This is a genomic window from Candidatus Sulfotelmatobacter sp., from assembly GCA_035504415.1.
Classification (GTDB): domain Bacteria; phylum Vulcanimicrobiota; class Vulcanimicrobiia; order Vulcanimicrobiales; family Vulcanimicrobiaceae; genus Vulcanimicrobium.
In genome coordinates this window covers 225,146-245,663 of the sequence record DATJRY010000021.1, presented here as the reverse complement: position 1 = coordinate 245,663, position 20,518 = coordinate 225,146, and the positions used below count along the sequence as shown (strand labels likewise).

At 69.7% G+C, this 20,518-nt stretch carries 20 protein-coding genes; 17 read left to right on the top strand and 3 right to left on the bottom strand.

Annotated elements, in window-relative coordinates; all coding sequences use genetic code 11:
• The first annotated feature begins 138 nt into the window (after positions 1–138).
• The 12 genes from VMD91_18945 (at position 139) to VMD91_18890 (ending at position 13,120) form a co-directional block, all read left to right on the top strand.
• Positions 139–1,686 carry a glycoside hydrolase family 16 protein gene (locus tag VMD91_18945; GenBank protein ID HTW86157.1) on the top strand — a complete coding sequence of 516 codons (1,548 nt, stop codon included), beginning with the start codon at positions 139–141 and terminating at the stop codon, positions 1,684–1,686.
• 8 nt (positions 1,687–1,694) lie between these two features.
• Positions 1,695–2,840: a polysaccharide biosynthesis/export family protein gene (locus VMD91_18940; protein ID HTW86156.1), complete on the top strand. Its 1,146-nt coding sequence runs from the start codon at positions 1,695–1,697 to the stop codon at positions 2,838–2,840.
• The gene (locus VMD91_18935; GenBank protein HTW86155.1) at positions 2,837–3,529 is read left to right on the top strand and encodes a sugar transferase; all 693 of its coding nucleotides are present in this window, start codon (positions 2,837–2,839) and stop codon (positions 3,527–3,529) included. Before VMD91_18940 ends, VMD91_18935 begins: the two co-directional genes overlap by 4 nt.
• Positions 3,529–4,917, top strand: coding sequence for a hypothetical protein (locus VMD91_18930; GenBank protein ID HTW86154.1), 1,389 nt, complete (start codon positions 3,529–3,531; stop codon positions 4,915–4,917). The genes VMD91_18935 and VMD91_18930 overlap by 1 nt, the downstream gene beginning before the upstream one ends.
• A gap of 15 nt (positions 4,918–4,932) precedes the next feature.
• Positions 4,933–5,499, top strand: coding sequence for a hypothetical protein (locus VMD91_18925; protein ID HTW86153.1), 567 nt, complete (start codon positions 4,933–4,935; stop codon positions 5,497–5,499).
• 10 nt (positions 5,500–5,509) lie between these two features.
• Positions 5,510–6,325 (top strand): NAD-dependent epimerase/dehydratase family protein, encoded by an 816-nt coding sequence (locus tag VMD91_18920; GenBank protein HTW86152.1) that lies wholly within the window; start codon positions 5,510–5,512, stop codon positions 6,323–6,325.
• Positions 6,322–7,761, top strand: coding sequence for an oligosaccharide flippase family protein (locus tag VMD91_18915; protein ID HTW86151.1), 1,440 nt, complete (start codon positions 6,322–6,324; stop codon positions 7,759–7,761). Before VMD91_18920 ends, VMD91_18915 begins: the two co-directional genes overlap by 4 nt.
• Positions 7,758–8,555, top strand: coding sequence for a WecB/TagA/CpsF family glycosyltransferase (locus tag VMD91_18910; protein HTW86150.1), 798 nt, complete (start codon positions 7,758–7,760; stop codon positions 8,553–8,555). The genes VMD91_18915 and VMD91_18910 overlap by 4 nt, the downstream gene beginning before the upstream one ends.
• Before the next feature lie 692 nt (positions 8,556–9,247).
• Positions 9,248–9,859 carry a glycosyltransferase family 4 protein gene (locus VMD91_18905; GenBank protein HTW86149.1) on the top strand — a complete coding sequence of 204 codons (612 nt, stop codon included), beginning with the start codon at positions 9,248–9,250 and terminating at the stop codon, positions 9,857–9,859.
• Entirely contained in the window at positions 9,856–10,812 is a 957-nt protein-coding gene (locus tag VMD91_18900) for a glycosyltransferase family A protein (protein HTW86148.1), read from the top strand. The genes VMD91_18905 and VMD91_18900 overlap by 4 nt, the downstream gene beginning before the upstream one ends.
• Positions 10,809–11,756: a glycosyltransferase gene (locus tag VMD91_18895; protein HTW86147.1), complete on the top strand. Its 948-nt coding sequence runs from the start codon at positions 10,809–10,811 to the stop codon at positions 11,754–11,756. Before VMD91_18900 ends, VMD91_18895 begins: the two co-directional genes overlap by 4 nt.
• Before the next feature lie 2 nt (positions 11,757–11,758).
• Positions 11,759–13,120: an O-antigen ligase family protein gene (locus VMD91_18890; GenBank protein ID HTW86146.1), complete on the top strand. Its 1,362-nt coding sequence runs from the start codon at positions 11,759–11,761 to the stop codon at positions 13,118–13,120.
• A 39-nt stretch (positions 13,121–13,159) separates the two neighbouring features.
• Here VMD91_18890 and VMD91_18885 read toward each other — a convergent pair whose 3' ends face one another.
• Entirely contained in the window at positions 13,160–13,990 is an 831-nt protein-coding gene (locus tag VMD91_18885) for a glycoside hydrolase family 16 protein (protein HTW86145.1), read from the bottom strand.
• Positions 13,991–14,043: 53 nt separating this feature from the next.
• On the opposite strand from VMD91_18885, the gene VMD91_18880 reads away from it, so the two are divergent.
• A complete protein-coding gene (locus VMD91_18880; GenBank protein ID HTW86144.1) occupies positions 14,044–14,766 on the top strand; it encodes a methyltransferase domain-containing protein in 723 nt (240 codons plus the stop codon).
• On the opposite strand, the gene VMD91_18875 is transcribed toward VMD91_18880, so the two are convergent.
• A complete protein-coding gene (locus VMD91_18875; protein HTW86143.1) occupies positions 14,711–15,286 on the bottom strand; it encodes a helix-turn-helix transcriptional regulator in 576 nt (191 codons plus the stop codon). The two genes, VMD91_18880 and VMD91_18875, sit on opposite strands and share 56 nt — an antisense overlap.
• Positions 15,287–15,326: 40 nt before the next feature.
• Positions 15,327–15,815 (bottom strand): hypothetical protein, encoded by a 489-nt coding sequence (locus tag VMD91_18870; GenBank protein HTW86142.1) that lies wholly within the window; start codon positions 15,813–15,815, stop codon positions 15,327–15,329.
• 209 nt (positions 15,816–16,024) lie between these two features.
• On the opposite strand from VMD91_18870, the gene gcvT reads away from it, so the two are divergent.
• The 4 genes from gcvT to gcvPB all read left to right on the top strand — a co-directional run bounded on the left by gcvT (position 16,025) and on the right by gcvPB (position 20,518).
• Positions 16,025–17,137 carry a glycine cleavage system aminomethyltransferase GcvT gene (gcvT, locus tag VMD91_18865; protein ID HTW86141.1) on the top strand — a complete coding sequence of 371 codons (1,113 nt, stop codon included), beginning with the start codon at positions 16,025–16,027 and terminating at the stop codon, positions 17,135–17,137.
• Positions 17,138–17,198: 61 nt separating this feature from the next.
• On the top strand, positions 17,199–17,588 hold the full coding sequence (gcvH, locus tag VMD91_18860) for a glycine cleavage system protein GcvH (protein ID HTW86140.1): 390 nt from the start codon (positions 17,199–17,201) through the stop codon (positions 17,586–17,588).
• A gap of 16 nt (positions 17,589–17,604) precedes the next feature.
• Positions 17,605–19,029: an aminomethyl-transferring glycine dehydrogenase subunit GcvPA gene (gene gcvPA / locus VMD91_18855; GenBank protein HTW86139.1), complete on the top strand. Its 1,425-nt coding sequence runs from the start codon at positions 17,605–17,607 to the stop codon at positions 19,027–19,029.
• Positions 19,010–20,518: an aminomethyl-transferring glycine dehydrogenase subunit GcvPB gene (gcvPB, locus tag VMD91_18850; protein HTW86138.1), complete on the top strand. Its 1,509-nt coding sequence runs from the start codon at positions 19,010–19,012 to the stop codon at positions 20,516–20,518. The genes gcvPA and gcvPB overlap by 20 nt, the downstream gene beginning before the upstream one ends.

Below are 20,518 nucleotides of genomic sequence, written 5' to 3'. Positions count from 1 at the left end.
TTAACCGACTTGTAACGGACGATGACCTACGATGGCTCCACACCTGCGGGTCGAGGTGCATCGAGGTGCAGCATTTGCACTCGGTGCTTGTCGTTGTTCAGCCGACCGGCAGCGGGAGGGACCGTGCAGACAAAATCGATGAACGCGTGGAAAATCGGCGCGCTGGGCTTCGGGCTCGTCGTCGCCTCGGCGCTCGCCGCTTGCGGCGGCGGCGGGGTCGGCGTCGCGCCGCACTCGGGCGCGACTCCGACCACGGCACCCACCGCGACGGCGACGCCGACGTCGTTGCCGATTCCGAGCGCCTCGCCGTATTCGGTGACGCAACAGCAGGTCGGCGTGCCGATCGCGACCGCGCCGCCGTCGGGCCAGCCGACCGCCGCTCCCGTGCCGGTCTCGCTCGCGAACAACGGGACAGGAACCGCCGCGACGCTTCAAATGCCCCCCGCACAGTCGCCGGGGACCGAAAGCATCACGGCGACGCTGCAGGACACGGCTCCCGCATCGATTCCCGTGCTCGACCTCAAGCGCGCGGCGCAAGCGATTCGACGGACGCAGGCGACCGGCAACGCCGTGCCGCTCGTGTACCTGGCCCTCTACTGGGCCTCACCGATCACGTTCCTGACCACGCCCGGCTTCTCGCTCGTCGTTCCGCAGGCCGACATCGTGTCGGGTGCGTCGTACTATCTGGCCCTGTACGACCCGACTCGCCCATCGCTCGGGTGGCAGTACGGCTTCGAGGGCCCGGCCACCGTGTCGGGAACGACCCTGAACTTCACCGGCGGCAGCAGCGCGTTCTCGTTCGCGCCGGACGTCCAATACTGGTTCGCGGCGATCGCGATCCCGCAATCCGTCGGCGCGCCGACCCCGGCGCCGAGCATCGCGCCGACGTCCGTCCCCACCCAGTCACCCCCGCCGCCGCAATCACCGTCGAGCGGGATGACGCTGGTCTTCGACGACGAGTTCACGGGCGCGGCCAACGCTCCGGTCGACACCACCAAGTGGACCGACGACACCGGGCCGTGGTCCGAGAATCAGGAGCTCGAGTACTACGCGAACGTCACCAACCCGAGCGCGCCGAACTACGCGCCGCAGTACGCGGAACAGGACGGCAACGGGCACCTGGTGATCACGGCGAACGCCGGCAATCCGTTCAATGCCACCTGCTCGTACGGCCCGTGTCAATACGTCTCGGCGCGGTTGACGACTCGCGGCCTGTTCTCCCAGACGTACGGGTACTTCGAGGCACGCATCCAGGTGCCGGCGGGGCAGGGCCTGTGGCCCGCGTTCTGGATGACGACGCCGTCCGGCGCCAACGAGGGTGAGATCGACCCGATGGAGATCATCGGCTCGGATCCCTCGACGGTGTTCGGCGCGCTGCACGGCCCCGGCTTCGACACGACCGGTCCGCTGACGGTGGAGTACACCGTGCCCAACGTCGTGCTCTCGCAGGGCTTCCACAGCTACGGCGTGCTCTGGACCGCCAGCAGCATCGGCTACTACTTCGACAACGCGCTGTACGCGACGGTGACACCGTCCACGATTCCGACCGGCGGGACGTGGGTCTTCAACCAGCCGTTCTACCTCGTTCTCAACCTGGCCGTCGGCGGCGACTTCCCGGGCGCACCGAACGCGAGCACGTCCTTCCCGGCGACCATGCTCGTCGACTACGTCCACGTCTATCAATAGAGAGGAACATGTACTCCTTTCGGCTTGCGCGGACGCTGCTCGCGGCGGTGGCGTCCGTCTCCCTCGCAGCCATTCCGCTCGGCGTCCTCGCCGCCGATGCCCCGGTCCACGTCGGGGATCAGGTCTACGTCAACGTCTACAACCATCCGGAGCTGTCGGGAACCCACGTCGTCGACAGTACCGGCAACATCATCCTGGTGATGGCGGGCATCGTTCACGTGGCCGGCGATACGCCGGCGAACGCGGCCCGCCGGATCAGCGCTCGCCTTCGGCCGTACCTCCCGTTCGCCGCGGTCGAAGTCCAGCGCCAGAGCGAAGGATCGTCGATCACGATCGCGGGCTGGCCCTTCCCGCTCAATGACGGCGTCGCGAAGTACTACCCGGGTCAGACCTTGGCGGGCGCCATCGACGCGATTCGGATGACGGGGCAGACGCCGGAGCTGGTCGCGCAGAACGCACCGCCGGCGTTCGACCCGTACCACTCGCAGATCGACATGCGCGCGGTGCGAGTGGAACGCGACGGTGCGCTGCTCGGCACGTACGACATGGTCGCTCTGGCCGCGGCGGGCGAGTCCGGTCCGCAGTTGCGACCCGGCGACGCGGTGCTGTTCCATGACAAGCCCATCGCGGTGCAGGTGAGCGGTGCGGTGCGCCAGCCGGGGTTCGCGCACTTGGCTCCCGACGAGCCGCTTTCCGACGCGATCGATCAAGTCTACGGATTGACCGACGCCGCGCGGACGGCCGGCATCATCCTCCGGCGAAACGGAACCGACACGTCGATCTCGATCGCCGACCCGGCGTTTCGCGAGCCGGCCGTGAACGGCGACGTGCTCGTCGTTCAAACGGCGCCGCAAGTGACCGTCGCCGGGATCGTACTGCATCCCGGAACGGTCACGCTCAAGAGCGACGTCTCGCTGCTGGCGGCCGTCTTCAGCGCCGGCGGCCCGGACAAGGACGGCGACCTCGGGCACGTCCATGTCGTGCACGACGGCGTCGTCGAGATGTACGACGTGACGCTCGTCGCGCGCGGCGACATGTCCGCGAACCCTCGATTGGCCGACGGCGATCAGGTCTACGTACCGCACGGAAAGCGGATCGACAACACGATCCTCGCCTCGCTGGCTTCCACGCTGCGCTGGATCCTGTTCCCATGATCATGCGCCGCCAGACCGTTTCCGTCCCAACCGTTCGGTCCGATCACCACATCGGCGTCGTGCCGGAGCGGGACGACGACGTCCCGCACATCAGCTTCGTCTACGGCAGCCGGCGCTCGGCACGCGTCGCACGTCGCATGCTGGACGTTTTCGTCGCGACCGTCGTGCTGGTCGTCACCGCGCCGCTGCTCCTGCTCGCGATCCTCGCGATCCTTGCGGAGGATCGCGGGCCGGCCCTGTTCGTTCAGCACCGCGTCGGACGCTTCGAACGCCTCTTCGCGATGTACAAGCTGAGAACCATGCGCGTCGACATGTGCGGCGACGAGTTCACGCCGTCGACTTCGAGCGACGCACGGATCACTCGCGTCGGGCGCGTCTTGCGTAAGACCTCGATCGACGAGCTGCCTCAGCTGATCAACGTGATTCGCGGCGACATGACGCTGATCGGGCCGCGCCCGGAGATGCCCTTCATCGTGCGCGAGTACGCGCCGTGGCAGCACTTGCGGCATCTCGCCGCGCCCGGCCTCACCGGGCTTTGGCAGGTGACGTGCCGCTCGAAGGTCCCGCTGCACCGCCCGGAAGCGACGCTGCTGGACCTCGAGTACATTCGCCGCGCATCGGCGTCGACCGACCTGAAGATCTTGCTCGAGACCGTGCGGGTCGTCGTGAACGGCCAAGGAGCGCACTGATGATGCGGCTCGCTCAGGTCAAAGACGTTCTCGTTCGGCGCCGGCGTCCGTTCGCGGTGGCGTTCCTCGTCGCGGCGCTGGTGCTCGACGCGCTCGCCGTGCTCGTCGTTCCCACCGAGTATGCCGCCCAGTCGTCGGTGCTGATGGCGGCCGGCGGCGACCACGACACGCCGGCCGACGCCACGTCCTCGACCAAGCCGATCCTCTCGGCCGACTTGCCGTATCTCGCCACGACGCCGACCGTGCTCACGAACGTGGCGCGCGACATCGGGTGGGGCCAGGACCCGCACGCCCTGCTGCGCCTCATGCACCATATCAAGGCGAACCTGTCGGCGCCGCCGGCCGGGGCGATCGCGCTCTCACCGGGAGCGATCGTCGTGATCCGCTTCACCGGGCTCTCGTCGGCGGACAGTGCCGCCGGCGCGAACGCCGTCGCCGACGAGATGACGCGCTTCTACCACGACCGCGCGACGGCGCGGTTCCGCGTGCTCACGGCGGATTTGCAGCAACAAGTCGAGGCCCGTCGCGCGCGCATCAACCGGGTCGATACCGAGATCCAGCGTCTCACCGCCGCCGCGCCGTATTTGGCCGCGCACGACGATGCGCACTCGTTGAGCGCCCAGTACCAAACGCTCGCCGAAGAGCGAGCCGAGGTCGAGGCGGTCGCGAAGGGAGAAGCCGCGGCCGCCTCGGTGACGAACCGGCGGCCGGCGGAAGCCGAGTTGGCCGCGCGCCGCGAGATCACCGAGAGCGATCCGGCGTATCGTGACGTCGTCGATCAGTTCGGGCGCGATTTCGCGCGCCTCGCGGCCGTGCAGTCGCAGTACTCGGACGCATATCCCGGCTTGCCGGAGCTTCGTCACACCGTGGCTGGCGAGCGCAGCGCGGTACAGGGCCGGCGCGCCATCCTGCAACAGAAACCCCCCGCGCTCGACACGGGCTACGCCGCGGCGCTCGGCGAGGCGACCCGTGCGCAATCGGTCGCGGCGGGTGACGCCGCGAAGCTGCAAGGGCTGAATCAAGTACTGCGCGAGACGCAAGCCGAGCTGAACACCGGCAAGACGCTGGCGTCGCGATTCGACGATCTGCAACGCGAACGCGACGTGCAGACGTCGGCGTACGGCGTGCTCTCCTCGCGTCTGGCCGAAGCGCGGGCCGACCAGGCGCAAGCGGGCTCCATCGGCTCCGTCAGCGTGCTCGACCGCGCCCCCTACGGCAAGCCGGTCTTCTACACGGTGCTGCCCGTGCGGATCGCCCTGGCGCTGCTCCTGTCCCTGTGCATCGCCTTCGCGATGATCCTCTGGCTGGACCGGCGCGAGTATCGCATGTGGTCGGTCACGATCGTCGAGACCGTCTACGGCGCGCCGGTCGTCGCGACGCTGAGCTGAAGGGAGGCGATCGTCATGGCAATTTCTCTGGACGAGCAACTCCGGATTCTGCGGGTCGCCATCGAGGCCGAAGTCGGTGCCCCGACCATGATCCTCGTCGCCTCGACCGACGACGACGACGGCTCGGGGTTGGGGTTGGGGCTGGCAAACGCGTTCGCCGCCGCCGGACGTACGACGGCGTTGCTGCGCCTGGACGCCGGCGAGCAGCGCCCGGCGGTCGCGCTCGGACTGCGCCTCGCGGAGCTGAAGGCCGAATACGACGTGTGCGTCATCGAGACGGCGCGCATCTTGGAGAGCAGCGTCGCGCTCGATGCCGCTCGGATCGTGGACGGCGTGATCCTGGTCGTCGGAATGGGGCGGCGGGTGCGCCGTGCGGATCGGGACGTCGTGCCCGCCCTCTCGCGCTTCGGTGCGCGCGTCCTGGGCGTCGTCGCCGCCGAGCCGCGGCGCCTGGCCGAGCTGGCGGCGGAGGGCGCGCAAGGCGTCGATATCGTCACCCCGGGCCGCGGATCGCTGCGCGTCGTGCACGGTGAGACGGTGCCATCGTCGACCGACTCGCACAGACTCGTCCTGGAGCGCTGAGCGGCGGCACATGGCCTCGATCGTCGTCGGTGGAGCGGGGTTTCTCGGAAGCGCGTTGGTCGAGGTGCTCATCGCGCGCCGCCAGCCCGTGGTCATCGTCGACACGCTACAGTCGGGATCGCTGACGAACACCGCGACCGCCATCCAATCGGGGCGCGGAGCCTTCGCGTTCTGGAACTCGCCCGCGTCGCTCGCGCAGGTGAGGCAGGCGTTGGAGGTGCTGCACGCGCGAGCGAAGGTCGTCTTCGACCTCGCCGATGCGCCCGCGACGAGCACGCGTATCGGCGCCGAGCTGGCCGTGCCCGTCGTCGCGTTGCGGCGTATACGCGAGTCGCCGCCGGGCATGGAAGCCCGCACCGCGAGCGCGCAGTCCGAGAACGCGTTGATCTGCCGCGGCATCGCGTACGGGCCGCGCATGCGCCGCCGGCCATCGGCGCTCGTCTACGAGCTGTTCGCGGCCTGCGCCGCCGGGGAACCGCTGCCGATTCGCGGCATCGAGGGAGTCCCGCTCGAGGTCAGTTCGTCGCGCCGCATCGCGCACGACCTCGTCGAGTGGGTCGAGGCCGGCAAGCGGCATGCCGCCAATCTCCGTGAAGCCGATGCCGTCGTCACGACGGCCGAGTTTGCCGCTACCCTCTCACTGGTCGCCGGGATCGCGATGCGGACGCGGCCCGCAAACCCCGCGAGCGTTCCGCTCGCGACCCACCAGGTGCCGCCGGCGGCGGCCGACGCCGGTCAGCTCGAGAGCTCGCTCGCCGAAACACTGGCGTGGTTTCGCGGGCTGGAAGCGGCGAGCGTTTCGCTCGCCGCCGGAGCCTCGCCGTGAGGCTTCCACCGGTCGTTCGCCATTTCGGCGGTTACTTCGCGGGCCGGATTCTTCCCGCGCTCGTCACCGTGCTCGCCGTTTCACTGTACACGCGACTGCTCGAACCGGGCGCGGTCGGTCTCTATGCCCTGCTCGCCAGCATCGCTCTGTTCGCCGCGGTCGCATTCTATTGGGTGCGCGTCGCGATGCTGCGCACGCTCGGCAGCACGCTCGTCATGGATCCGGCTCTGGCCCGGACGGTGCTGGTGTCGTTCGCCGGGACCGCGCTGGTGCTCGCGCTCGTCGAGGTCGCCGCACTCGCGGCGTGGGGGCGGTTCTCGACGACCGCGATCGCGCTGACCGTTGCGGCCACGATCGCCAACGGATGGTTCGAGCTGACGATCACCGTGCTTCAGGCGAAGCGCGCGGTCGGCGCGTACGGCGCCCTCAGCGTGACGCGCGCCTTCACCACCGTCGTCGTCTCGTTGTGCTGCATCGCGATGGGTCTGAAAGGCGAAGGCCTGCTGCTCGGCTTCACGCTGGGAAACGCCAGCGCGTTGCTCGCCGTCGGGCAATGGGCGCCCGCGATGAGCGGACGGTTCGACCGCGAGCTGTTTCACCGGCTCGCGCACTTCGGCTGGCCGATCACCGCGACCGGGGTCCTCGCTCAGCTCAACGTGACCTTCGACCGGCTTCTGCTCGGGGTGACGGCCGGAACCGCGGCGGTCGGAATCTATTCGGTGGCGTTCGACTTCTCTCGCCAGTCCGTGTACTTGCTGATTTCGGCGACTGCGCTTGCCGGGCAGCCGCTCGCGATGCGGTTGCTCGACACGGACGGCGCCGAGGCGGCGCGCGCGCAGCTGCGGCAAAACGTGCGGCTGATGCTCGGCTTGGCGATTCCGGCCGTGGCCGGCCTGGTCGTCCTGGCGGGGCCGATCGCGCACACCTTCTTCGGTCGCCATTTCCAGAACGGGGCCGAGACCATCATCGCGCTCGCCGCCGTCGCGACGGCACTCTACGGCTTGCGCACGTTCTACTTCGATCAGGCGTTCGAGCTCTCGCGGCGCACGCGCCCGGCCGCGCTCATCAGCGTGGCGGCGACGGCCGCGGGGATCGTCTGCAGCCTGGCGCTGATTCCGCGCTACGGCGCGTACGGTGCCGCCGGGTCGTCGCTGATCGCGAACGCGCTCGGTATCGGCTTGAGCGCGGCATGGGGACGGCGCTTCTTCCCGCTCCCCTTCGGCGCCGCGGGGTGGGTCCAGGCCGGCGTGGCGACGTTCGGCATGGTTGCCGTCTTGCTGCTGATCCCGGTCCACGTCGGCCTCCCCTGGCTCGCGCTCGCGTGCACCGCCGCCGTTCTGGCATACGGCGGCTGCTATGCGATCGCCGCGCGCACCCCGCATGCCGTGCTCGGGCACGCCGTCAGCGCTCGCGCCAACGGGTCGCTCGAGACATGACCGTCGACACGGCGTCGGCCTATCTCTCGCGCCGGTTTCCCTCATACGACGTCTTCGGCGCGCGCATCACGCCGACGACCGCACACGACTTGCTCGAGATCGTTCGCGCGCACGTCGAGGCGAGCGAGCAGTGTATCGTGGCCTCGCAGAATCTGCACGGCCTGCGCGTCCTGCAGGACGACCTCGCCTTTCGCACGCTGCACGGGCTGCCCGAGACGTACGTGCACATCGACGGGATGCCGATCGTCGGACTGTGCCGCCTGGCCGGCGTGCCGGCCCGACGCGATCACCGCGTAACGGTCCTGGACGTCATCTGGCCCTTGCTGCATCTCGCGGCGACGCTGCGTTGGCGCGTGTTCTGGATCGGCGGCACGGCCACGGTGCAGCGCCTGGGCCTGGCGGCAGTTCGCTCGCGCGTGCCCGGTCTGGAGGTCGACGGCGTCTGCGGCTACTTCGATCCAGGGGACGAGGCCGGTGCGGACGTGGCCCGCCGACTGGCCGAGTACCGGCCGCACGTGGTGCTCGTCGGCATGGGGATGGGACGACAGGAGCGCTGGATCCTCAGCCACCGGCACACCGTGGCGCCGGCGTGCTTCTTCACGGTGGGGGCGTGCTTGGAATACGTCGCCGGCACGACGCCGACGCCGCCCCGCTGGATGGGGCGCCTGGGGATCGAGTGGCTCTTCCGTTTCGCGGCCGACCCGGCCCGGTTCTGGCGCCGCTACCTGGTCGAACCCTGGCTCGTCGCCGGGATGATCTTGCGTGCCCGGCGTCGCGAGGAACGGGTGCGGTGAGCGTGCGTCCGCGTGAGCTCGTGATCGTGAGCGACTTCTTGCCCGACTACCAGATCGCGCTCGAACGGTCCGGACTTTCGACCTACGTCAAGACGATCGTGGCGCGCTTCGCGGCGCGCGGCTGGCACGTTACCTGGCTGCTGCTGCGTCCGCGAATCACCACCGTCGTCCTCACCGATGCGCGCTTGCCGTACCGGCTCGTCTCTCCGGCCCTGCGCCGCGTCGGGAGATATTCGGTGCTCTGCTCGCCCGTCGCCGTCGCGACGACGTTCGCCTATCGCGTGTTCGACGTGCTGCCCAAGCCGCTGCGCGCCGCAATCGAACGAGCCCGGACGTCGTTGCGGCGCGCTCGCGGCTTCTCGCATGTGCTCGGAACGTTCCTCTCGCCGCGCGAGCGCCGTTTCGTGCGCGAGTACACCCGACGCGCCCAGCCGGACGTCATCCTGTACGACTCGATCTTCAACTATTGTGAAGGCGTCCGAGCGCGCAGTGGCTGGGTCATCACCCACGACGTGAAGATTCAGCGCGCCGAATCGCTTCGCGATCGCGGTTTCGAGGTTCGGCCGGCGGGTTTCTGCGCCGAGACGGAGCGAGAGGTGCTCTCCGCCGCGCGAAACCTGATCGCGATCCAGCGCGAGGACGCACAGACGTTTCGCCGCTTCGTGCCCTCGGCGCGGGTGGTGGAGCTGCCGATGGCGATCGACGTGGACCAGCGTGTGAGCGCACCGCGTCGTCCCGGCCGCTGCGTGTTCGTCGCGAGCGGGACGCTGCCCAACGTCGACGGCATTCGCTGGTTCTTCGAGTCGTGCTGGGAACAGATCCGCGCGCGCGTTCCACACGCTCACCTCGAGATCTACGGGACGATCTGCTTGCGCCTCGACAGCGTCCCGGAGAACGTGACCCTGATGGGATTCAGCCATGAGCTGACGGAGATCTTCTCCGGCGCGACGGTCGCCATCGCCCCGCTTCTCGCCGGCAGCGGGCTCAAGCTGAAGGTGGTGGAGGCGATGGCCTATGGCGTACCGATGGTGACGACGTCGATCGGCGCGCAAGGACTGCTCGACATTCAGCCTGCGCCCTTTGCGGTCGCGAACGAGCCGGGCGAGTTCGCCGACGCGGTGGCCAGGATGCTGACCGACGACGAGGAGCACGCCCGAATGGTCCGGGCCGCGCGTGGCGCCGCGCCGCGCTTCAGCACCGCCCGCGTCTTCGCGCCGCTCGAGGCTGCGATCGCCGATGATCTCGAGTCCACTCGCACGACGCACACCACAAGCGAGCAAAGCGTGATAGCGATGAGCCGATGAATACCCCTGACATCTGCCTGATCGTGACCACCTATAAACGGCCGCGCCTCCTGCGTACGGTCATGGCGAGCCTGGGCCGTCAGACCGGAATCGCGCTCGAACGGGTGGGCGTCGTCGTGCTCGACAACGATCCGGAGGAAAGCGCTCGCGCCCTCGTCGAGGAGATCGGGAGCACGATGCCGTTCCCCGTCGACTACGCCGTCTGCCCGCGACCGGGAATCGTGAACGTCCGCAACGCGGCGCTCGCGATCGGCCGCGAGCGAGCGCCGTTCTTGATCATGTTGGACGACGACGAGGTGCCCGAACCGCAATGGCTGGCGGAGCTGATGCGTGTCCAAGCCCAGACCGGCGCGGCGGCGGTGATCGGTCCGGTGCCGCGACTCGTCCCGGCCGGCGCGCCGGCGTGGATCCGTCGCGGCGCATTCTACGACATCCCGACCTTCGCCGACGGACAGCTCCTCGACGACGGCTGCACCGGGAACGGTGTGTTCTGGCTCGCCTCGCCGGCCATCGACGGGCTGCACTTCGACACTGCCTTCGCCAACGCGGGCGGAAGCGATCAATTCTTCTTCCGGCAGCTTCTCGCGCGCGGGGGGCGGGTCGCGTACGCGGCCAACGCGATCGCGCCCGAGTACGTCCTGCCGCAGCGGCTGTGCGTGACATACATCTTGCGGCGCGCCTTCCGGCGCGGCAACACGCTCTGGTACTGCGACCTGCGGATCCACGGAACGGCCGGCGTGATCGCCCTGCGGCTGTGCAAGGCGGCCGGCCGGATCGGCTTGGGTCTGGTCACGTTCGTACCGCGAGCGATCGTGCGCGGCAAGACCGGCGCGGTGGAGGCGATGGTCGACGTCGCGCGCGGGCTCGGAGCCTTCGCGGGCCTCTTCGGCGTCGTGTTCCAGGAGTACGATCAGGCCAGCACGATCAAGTACGGCGCGGAAGTCGCTTCGTGACCCCCGACGTGTGCCTGGTCGTCCCGACCTACCGGCGGCCGAAGCTCTTGCGTTGCGCCTTGGCCGCCTTGCGGCATCAGACCGACGTCGAGCACGCCCGGGTCACGGTCGTCGTCCTCGATAACGATCCGGAAGAGAGCGCGCGCGCCGTCGTCCGGGAAGCCGCCGCGCTGCTCCCGTTCGCGATCGAATACCTGGTCGTGCGCGAGCGCGGCCTCTCCAACGTGCGCAATGCCGCGCTGGCGGTCGCACGGGCGCGCGCGCCGTTTCTCGCGATGCTGGACGACGACGAGATTCCGGAGCCGCAGTGGCTCGCGGAGCTCCTGCGCGTGCAGTCGCTGACCGATGCCGCGGCCGTCAGCGGCCCGGTCCTGGCGCTGGTGCCCGCGTCCGCTCCCGCCTGGATCCGCCGGGGCGCCTTCTACGACATGCCGCGCTTTCACGACGGCGCCCAGCTCCGCGACGGCTGCACCGGCAACGCGCTCTTGCGGTTACGTGCGCCGGCGCTCAACGAGATCGGCTTCGATCCGGCCTTCAACGCGGCCGGCGGCGAGGATCAGTTTTTCTTCCGCGAGCTGCTGGCGCGCGGCGGCGAGATCGTGTACGCGGCGAACGCCGTCGCCACCGAGCAGGTGATGCCGAACCGGCTTTGCGCGGCGTACATCCTGCGGCGCGCGTTTCGCCGGGGCAACACGCTGTGGTACTGCGACCTGCGCATCCTCGGCACGGCGCGCGTGATCGCCATGCGGGTGGCCAAGGCGCTGTTCTGGGTGACGTTCGGCCTCGCGAGCCTGCCGGTACGGCTCGCCGTTCGCGGCCGCACCGGCGCGGTGGAAGCACTGGTCGACTTCGCCCGTGGCGCGGGCATGCTCGCCGGCGCGTTCGGCGTGCTCTTCCTGGAGTACGATCGTCCGAGCACGCTTCGGTACGGAACGGAAATGTGACGATGACGTCATCGTCCTCGCGCCTAGCCGCGGAGCCGACCCTGCTCGATCGCCTGTTCGTCTTCGCAGTCATCTTGCTGGGCATCCTCGTCGTACGCATCACGACGCCGGACCAAGAGTTCAGCGCGCTGGTCGAGACGAGCTCCCCGCTCTCCGAAGCCGTCTGGGGCGGACTCTACGTCATCGCCGTCGTCGGCCTGGCGCGGCACTCGGCCGGCCTTGCCGCGCTGATCCGTTCGTCGTGGCTGGTCGTCGCGCTGGTCGCGCTGGCGGTCCTCTCGACGCTGTGGTCGGACGATCCCGGAGCGACGGCGCGGCGGGCCATCGGATTGGTCGGAACCACCGCGTGCGCGTACTTCATCGTGTCGCGCTTCACGCTCGAGAGCTTCATCGATACCTTCGCCGTCGTCGTCATCGCGGCAGCCGTGCTGAGCTTGGCCGTCGTCATCGTCTCGCCCGACGCCGGCTTGATGCACCTGGAGTATGCCGGCGCGCTGCGCGGCATCTTCGCGCACAAGAACCGGCTCGGGCTCTTCCTGGCCTTCGGCATCATCACCGTCGCGATGGCCGCCTGGCGCCGGCGCGGGGCGCCCTCGGCGTTCTTCTGGGCGGGTGGAGTGCTGTGCCTGGTCGAGCTCGCCGCCACGCGCTCGGCGACGGCGCTCCTGACCTTGCTCGTCTGCGCGGTCGCCATGGTCGTCGCCTTCGCGGCGAACCGGCGACGCGCGCGTCCGCTGATCGCCGGCATCGTGGTGCTGGCCGTAGCGCTCGTCGCGGGCGCCGCCTTGGCTACCGACGGCACGCAGAACCCCGTCTTCGCGCTGCTCGGCCGCGATGCGACGCTCACCGGGCGGCTCGAGATCTGGACGCACGTCGTGCAGGCGATCGCGGCGCACCCGCTCGTCGGCTACGGCTATGACGTGTTCTGGGAGCCGGGTGGGTCGTTCTTGCAGTTCAATCCGGGAACGTCCGGCTGGCGGCCGTTCCACGCGCACGACGGGTATCTGGAGCTCGCGCTCGATCTCGGGCTCGTCGGTTTGGCGATGATGGTCGTCGTGCTCGGCCAGTCCGCCCGCGCGGGCTGGCGGTTCGTGATGCGCCGCTACACCTTCGATCGCGCCTGTCCGCTAGCCGCGCTCGCGTTCTTCGTCACGTTGAACATCAGCGAGGCGTACATCGCGAAATACAACGACTTCGACTGGATCGTCTTTCTCACGTTCTTCCTCTTCACGCTGCTGCCGGAGACGGCCAGCAGCACCGCGCAGCCGCGGCGGGAGCCGGCGCCGGCGCGCTTCGTGATCGGCGCCGGCGGGTTGGTGCGCTCGCGGACGGCTCCGGTGCGTCGGCCGACCGGCATTCGCTGACGGGCGGTCGCGGCCGGCGTGAGCGGACCGATGGGATCGTCAATGGACGGGACAAGCGCCCGCGGCTTCGTAGCCCCGAACGTACCGAATCGTCGCCGAGGTGGGGAACGTCGTCGACGCGTCGGGCGTTCCCGGCCAGCTTCCGACGCCGCCGACTTGCAAGTTCGCCAACAGATACATCGGCTGATTGGAGATGTTGCCGACCGTGCCGGTCACGCGTCCGTCGACGTAGTACGTGATGGTCGACGGCGCCCAGGCCACGCCGTACGAATGGAACCCGTCCGGGTTCGCCTCCGTCGAGACGATCTGCTGCGTCGACTTGTCGACGGCGTGGGTCGTCTGATACACGCGCGCCGGCTCTTGCCCCAGGATCTCCATGACGTCGATTTCCGGCGGATAGCCGATGACGGGCAGCATCCAAAACGAAGGCCAGAGTCCGCGACCGCGCGAGAGCCGCATGCGCGCCTCGAAGTAGCCGTAGGTCTGCGAGAAGCTGTGCGCCGTCGTGATGACGCCGGAAACGTAGGCCGGTCGTCCCGGCAGCGCGGCGACGGCCGGCGGTGCGACCCGCGCGGTGATCGTCAAACCGTCGCCGGAGACCGAGAAGGGGTTCAAGCCGAGCGAAACGCCGTGTTGCACGCCGAAGCCGGGATCGACGTACATGGCAGCGTCTCGCGCTCCGGGATTCATGCGTCCCCAGGTGTAGGCGGTATCCCACACGCCGCGTCCGGTGGCCGGATCGTACGGCCGAAACGAGGAGAACTCGTCGTCGAAGGTGACGACGTAGCGCGTCCCGTTCAGGCAGAGCGGCGACGGTGTGCCGGTGGTGGCCGCGACGTGATGAGCCCGGACGTAGCTTGCCGACAGCATCGCAACTCGATTTCGTGTCCCGCTTCGCTAGCCCTGTTGGGCGAAGAGAGCGGATGACGAGGATGCTGCTCGCACTCGCCGACCACCGCAACGACGCGTCGTGGGCCGCGCGGCTGCGTCAACGGCGTTTCGCGCTCTTCCTGGATTTGCTCGCGCGCCTGCCGCGTCCGATCTCGGTATGCGACGTCGGCGGGACGACCGAATTCTGGCGCGGGCTCTCGCTGCCCGACGAGGACGACGTCTCGGTCACCGTCGTCAACCTCGAACGGCAACAGCCCGCGGGCGAGCGAATTCAAACGCTCGTCGGCGACGCACGCGAGCTACCCTTCGACGCCGGCAGTTTCGACGTGGTCTATTCGAACTCGGTGATCGAACACGTCGGCACGTTTGCCGATCAGCGGCGCATGGCGCGCGAAGTCATGCGCGTCGCGCCGCGCTATTTCGTCCAAACGCCGTCGTACTTCTTTCCGATCGAACCGCACTTCTTGGTTCCGGGCTTCCAGTTCTTGCCGTTCGAGGTGCGCGCGGCGCTGCTCGTGCGGCGCCGGCTGGGCTGGGTCGCGCGCGCCGAGTCGATGGAGCGGGCGCGAGAAGAGGTGCGGTCGGTGCGGCTGCTGCGGCGTTCCCAAGTGCGCGCGCTCTTCCCCGACGCGAAGATCCACGTCGAGAAGATCCTCGGCCTGACCAAGAGCTACGTCGCCTACGGCGGGTGGGAGGGCCCTACCAGCCCAACAGACGCGCCACCATCTCGGCGCGGCGGCGCGAGCCGGTCTTGACCACCAAGCTGCGCACGTGTGCGGCGACGGTCGGCGCCGCGATCGTCAGCTGCCGGCCGACCTCCTCGAGCGAGGCGCCTTCGATCAACAGCCGCGCGACGGCCAGCTCGCGGGCGGAGATCCGGTAGCGCTGCGCGACCGCGTCGAGGTCGGTGCCGGCCCGCACGCGTTCGAGGAAGAGCGCCAGCCCGACCGCGCCGTCGCGCTCGAGCGGAACGATGCGAACGACCAACGACGGCAGCGGGAAGATGATCTGCTCGCCGGCGGTCTCCAGATCGAGGCCGTCGAGCGCGTCGCGCGCCGCCTGCTCCACGATCGCCGGTAAGCCGCCGGGCGCGTCCGGTGCCCGCTCGGCGTCGCGCCAGGCCGCGAAGGGATCGGCGACCGTCGTCGACTGAACGGCGAGCTGCAGATCGGTGACGTAGGCGCAGACGGGCGCGCGGCGCCGCACGACGGCGCGATCCGGCGTGTCCCCGCCGGTCACGCTCGTTCGAACGGCCGTTTCGCGCGCCGCCTTCATCGCGACGCCCTACCGACTGAAGGCCCTCTCGTCCTGCCCGCTACGGGTGGGAGGCGGCGTCCAGCGTCGCGCGGGTGGTGAGGATCCCGGCGACGTTGCTGGCGGCCTGCGCCGCTTCGGCGGCGAGCTTCACCTTTTCCGAGCTGCGGCGCAGGGCGAAGTCGCGCACGACGTCGCCGAGCGCGAAGCCCAGTGCCATCCCGGCGGTGCCGGCGTGGGAGAAGGGGCGCATCATGCCGTTGCGCTCGTAGGCCCCGTTGATGCGCAGCGCGCGACCGCTCTGCACCGCGTCGATGCCTTGCAGCACGTAGAGCGCCATGCGCGAGAGCGCCGGCAACGACGAGGGCGGGCGCGGCTGCACGATCTGCAGCGTGACGGGGTCGGGCCGGAAGGCCGAGACGGTGGTGCTGGTGTCGGCGAGCGTCGCCGGCGCGGGCGCCGCGGGCGTCGTCGGGTCGGCGAAGACGGGCCGGCCGGCGGCGAGGGCCAGGGCGGCGAGGGCGGCGGCGAGCGGGCGGGCGGCGGTCACGATGCGGCTCCGAAGGCGGCGAGTGCGTGAGGGTCTCGCCTAGAACATCGGAGAGAGCAGCCGCGTCTATAATAGTTTTTACTAGTAGAAAGTTTAAAGTTTGTGCTAGATCACGGCTGCTCCACGGTCAAGCGACCGCTCGCCGCGAGCAAACCCGGCGGCCTGCGCGCGAGGACGGCACGCGAGCTTCCGCGCATTCCCGGACCGTCATGACCGACTCCGGAGCCCTCCGCCGTACCGCTTTGCACGACGCCCACCTGGCCTTGGGCGCACGGATGGTCCCCTTCGGCGGCTTCGAGATGCCGGTGCAGTATTCGAGCATCCTGGCCGAGCACGACGCGGTGCGCAAGCGCGCGGGTTTGTTCGACCTCTCGCACATGGGGCAGTTCGAGCTGCGCGGCCACGACGTCGGCTCGTGGGCCGAGACGCTGACCATCAACACCGTCGCGAACATGAAGCCCGGTCAGGCGCGCTACAACGTCTTCACCAACGCCGCGGGCGGCGCGCACGACGACGTCATCTTCTACCGGCTGGACGCCGACCGCTGGCTGCTGGTCGTCAACGCGTCGAACGCAGACGCGATGTGGCAGCATCTGATCGCCGAACGCTACGGCGACGTCGACCTGCACAATCTGCACGGCGATCGCGCGCTGATCGCGATCCAGGGGCCGCGTTCGGTCGAGTGGCTGCAGCCGAACGTCGACGCCGACCTCGCCGGGATGCGCTATTACAGCTGTGTCGAGACGAAGGTACGCGGGCTCGGCGACCCCGTGCTCGTCGCGCGCACCGGCTACACCGGCGAGGACGGCTTCGAGCTGTTCTTGCCCGGCGAGGACGCGACCGGCGTGTGGGATCTGCTGCTGGCCCAGTGGCGCGAGGACGGACTCTTGCCCTGCGGGCTGGGCGCGCGCGACGTGCTGCGGCTCGAAGCCGGGATGCCCCTCTACGGCAACGAGCTGAGCGAGACGATCACGCCGCTGCAAGCCGGAATCGGTTGGGCGATCAAGTTCCAGAAAGCCGCCTTCCGCGGCAAGGAAGCGCTCGAGGCGCAGCGCGACGCCGGCGACTATCCGCGCATCGCCGGCCTGGTGATGGACGGCCCGGTGCCCGCGCGCAGCGGCTACGCGGTGTTCGCGAACGGCGAGCGCGTCGGCACGGTGCGCAGCGGCTCGATCGGTCCGTCGGTCGGCAAGAACGTGGCCACCGCGCTGCTGACCCCGTCCGCCGCGGTCGAAGGAACGGCGCTCGAGGTCGAGGTCCGCGGCGCGCGTCATCCCGCGCACGTCGTCGCCCTGCCGTTCTACACGCGCCCCAAGGCGTGACGGAGCGTGGCGCGCCACGCCGGCAGGTGCCGCGGTCGCCCGGAGCCTAGCTAGACGCGACATGGCAGACACCGCGCCGGCAGGCTTGCGCTACAGCAAAGAACACGAATGGGTCGCGCTCGAGGGTGACGTCGCGACGGTCGGGATCACCGATTACGCGCAGTCCTCGCTGGGGGACATCGTCTACGTCGAGCTGCCCCGGGTCGGCGGCACGCTGACCCAGTTCGCGAACATCGGCGTCGTCGAGTCGGTGAAGGCCGTCTCCGACATCTTCACCCCCGTCGGCGGCGAGGTCGTCGGGATCAACGAGGCCATCGAGGGCGATCCGGCGGTGGTCAACCGCGACCCGTACGGCGAGGGCTGGTTGTTCAAGGTCAAGCTCGCCGACGTCGGCCAGATCGACGAGCTGATGGGCGCGACCGCCTACGAGCAGCTGATCTCCGAGGCGTAGCCCCCGGGGGCGAGGAATCCCCGCCGGTCACCCTTTTCTCCACCAACGGCCCGCTTGCGGGCCCCGGAGTCGTCCCATCTACACGCCGCACACCCCCTCGGACATCGAGGCGATGCTGCGCGCCGTCGGAGTCGGGTCGTTGGACGAGCTCGTCCGCGTCCCGGACGCGGTCGCGCTGCGCGAACCCCTCTCCCTCATGCCGCAGCTCAGCGAGATCGAGATCGCCGAGCGCTTTCGCCGCTTCGCCGACCGTACCAGCGCCCAGGAGTACGTCAGCTTCCTGGGCGCCGGCGCGTACCGCCACTACATGCCGCCGGTCGTCGGCGCGCTGGCGATGCGCGGTGAGTTCCTGACCTCGTACACGCCGTATCAGGCCGAGGTCTCGCAGGGCTACCTGCAGGCGATCTACGAGTGGCAGACCTACGTCGCGCTGCTGACCGGCCTGGACGTCGCCAACGCCTCGGTGTACGACGGCGCGACGGCGCTGGCCGAGGGTGCGATCATGGCGGTCAACGCGACCGGCCGCAAAGCCGTGCTGATCTCGTCGGCCGTGCACCCGAACTATCGCGCGGTGCTGCGCACCTACGCCGAAGGGCTCGAGCTCGAGATCGACGAGGTGCCGTTCGCCGCCGACGGCCGCACCGATTGGAGCGGGCTCGACGCGGCCCTCGCGAGCGGCCGCTACGCGGCGGTCGCGGTGCAGTCGCCCAACGTCTTCGGCGTCATCGACGCGCTGCCCGACGGCGCCGGCGCGCGCATCAGCGCGGCCAAGGCCGTTCCGATCGCGGTCGTCGCCGAAGCGCTCTCGCTGGCCGCGCTGGCACCGCCGGCCTCGTGGGGCGCCGAGATCTGCGTGGGCGAGGGGCAATCGTTCGGCAACGCGGTCGCCTACGGGGGCCCCCACGTCGGCTTCATCGCCGCGACCAACGCGCACCTGCGCCGCGTCCCGGGCCGGCTGGTCGGCAAGTCGGTCGACGCGCAGGGCCGCACGGCGTACGTGCTCACGCTGCAGGCGCGCGAGCAGCACATCCGCCGCGAGAAAGCGACCTCGAACATCTGCACCAATCAGGCGCACTGCGCGCTGTGCGCGACCATCTACCTGGCGGCGATGGGGAAGACGGGGCTGCGTGACTGCGCCGCGCTCAACGTGGCGCGCACGCGCGAGCTGCGCGCCAAGACGACGGCGCTGCCGGGCTTCGCCGCGCGCTTCGACGGGCCGGTCTTCAACGAGTTCGCGCTGCGCGTCCCCGGCCGCGCCGCCGACGTGCTGGTCGCGCTCGAACGGCACGGCATCCTCGGCGGTCTGGACCTGGGACGCTTCTATCCCGAGCTCGACGACTGCATCCTCATGACGGCGACGGAACTGATCGGCAGCGCCGACGTCGATCGCCTCGTCACCGCCCTCTCGGAGATTCCGGCCCGTGCCGCAGCCCACGTCTGAAACGCCCCTGATCTTCGAGACCGGCCAGGACGGTCGCGCCAATCGCTACCTGCCCGAGGGGCCGGACTTGGCCGACCTGCTCCCGCGCGAGGCGCTGCGCGAGGACTTGCCGCTGCCGGACAACAGCGAGCTGGACGTCGTGCGCCACTTCACCCGGCTCTCGCAGAAGACGTTCGGCATCGACACGAACTTCTATCCGCTCGGGTCGTGCACGATGAAATACAACCCGCGCATCAACGACGCGATGGCGAACCTGCCGGCGCTGCGCGACCTGCACCCGTTCGCGCCCGACCACGCCGCGCAAGGCGCGCTGGCGGTGATGTGGGAGCTCGAGCGCGCGCTCAGCTCGCTGTTCGGGATGGCCGCGTTCTCGCTCAACCCGGCTGCCGGCGCGCACGCCGAGCTGACCGCGCTGCTGATCGCGAAAGCGTACTTCCGCGCCCGCGGCGAGACGGAGCGCACCGTCGTCATCGTGCCCGACACCGCGCACGGCACCAACCCCGCCTCGGCCGCGATGGTCGGGTTCACCGTCCTCTCGCTGCCCTCGGACGCGCACGGCCGCGTCGACCCGGCCGATCTGCGCGCGGTCGTCGGCCCGACGACCGCGGTCTGCATGATGACCAACCCCAACACGCTGGGGCTGTTCGAGCCGCGCATCCACGAGGTGTCGGACGTCGTGCACGAGGCCGGCGGGCTGATGTACTACGACGGCGCCAACGCCAACGCGCTGATGGGCAACACGCGCCCCGGCGACATGGGCTTCGACCTCATGCACCTCAACCTGCACAAGACGTTCTCGATCCCGCACGGCGGCGGCGGCGCGGGGGCGGGACCGGTCGGCGTCGCGGCGCACCTGGTCGAGTACCTGCCGACGCCGGTCGTGCGCGCCTTCGACGCCGATCACCGCGACGTCGACGCGCCGGGCTGGCAGGAGAGCGCCGAGCTGCACTTTGCGCTCGACTTCGATCGCCCCAAGGCGATCGGGACGATGCGTTCGTTCTGGTCGAACTTCGCGCACATGGTGCGCGCGCTGGCGTACTGCTACGCCAACGGCGGCGCGGGCCTCGCCCAGGTGTCGAAGCTGGCGGTGCTCAACGCGAACTACCTGCGCGTTCACCTGCGCGACGTGATCGACGTGCCGTACGACGAGATCAACCGGCACGAGTTCGTCGCCTCGGCGCAGTCGCTCAAGCGCGAGACGGGCGTGCGCGCGCTGGATCTGGGCAAGGCGCTGCTCGACCGCGGCTACCACGCGCCGACGGTCTACTTCCCGCTGATCGTCCCCGAGTGCCTGATGATCGAGCCGACCGAGACGGAGTCGAAGGAGACGCTCGACGGGTTCATCGCCGCCTTCCGCGAGCTGATCGCGCAGGCCGAGACGGACCCCGACGCGCTGCTGGCGGCGCCGGTGACGACGCCGGTCGGACGCGTCGACGAGACGCGCGCCGCGCGCCAGCCCGATCTGCGCTGGCGGCCCTCGGCGAGCTAG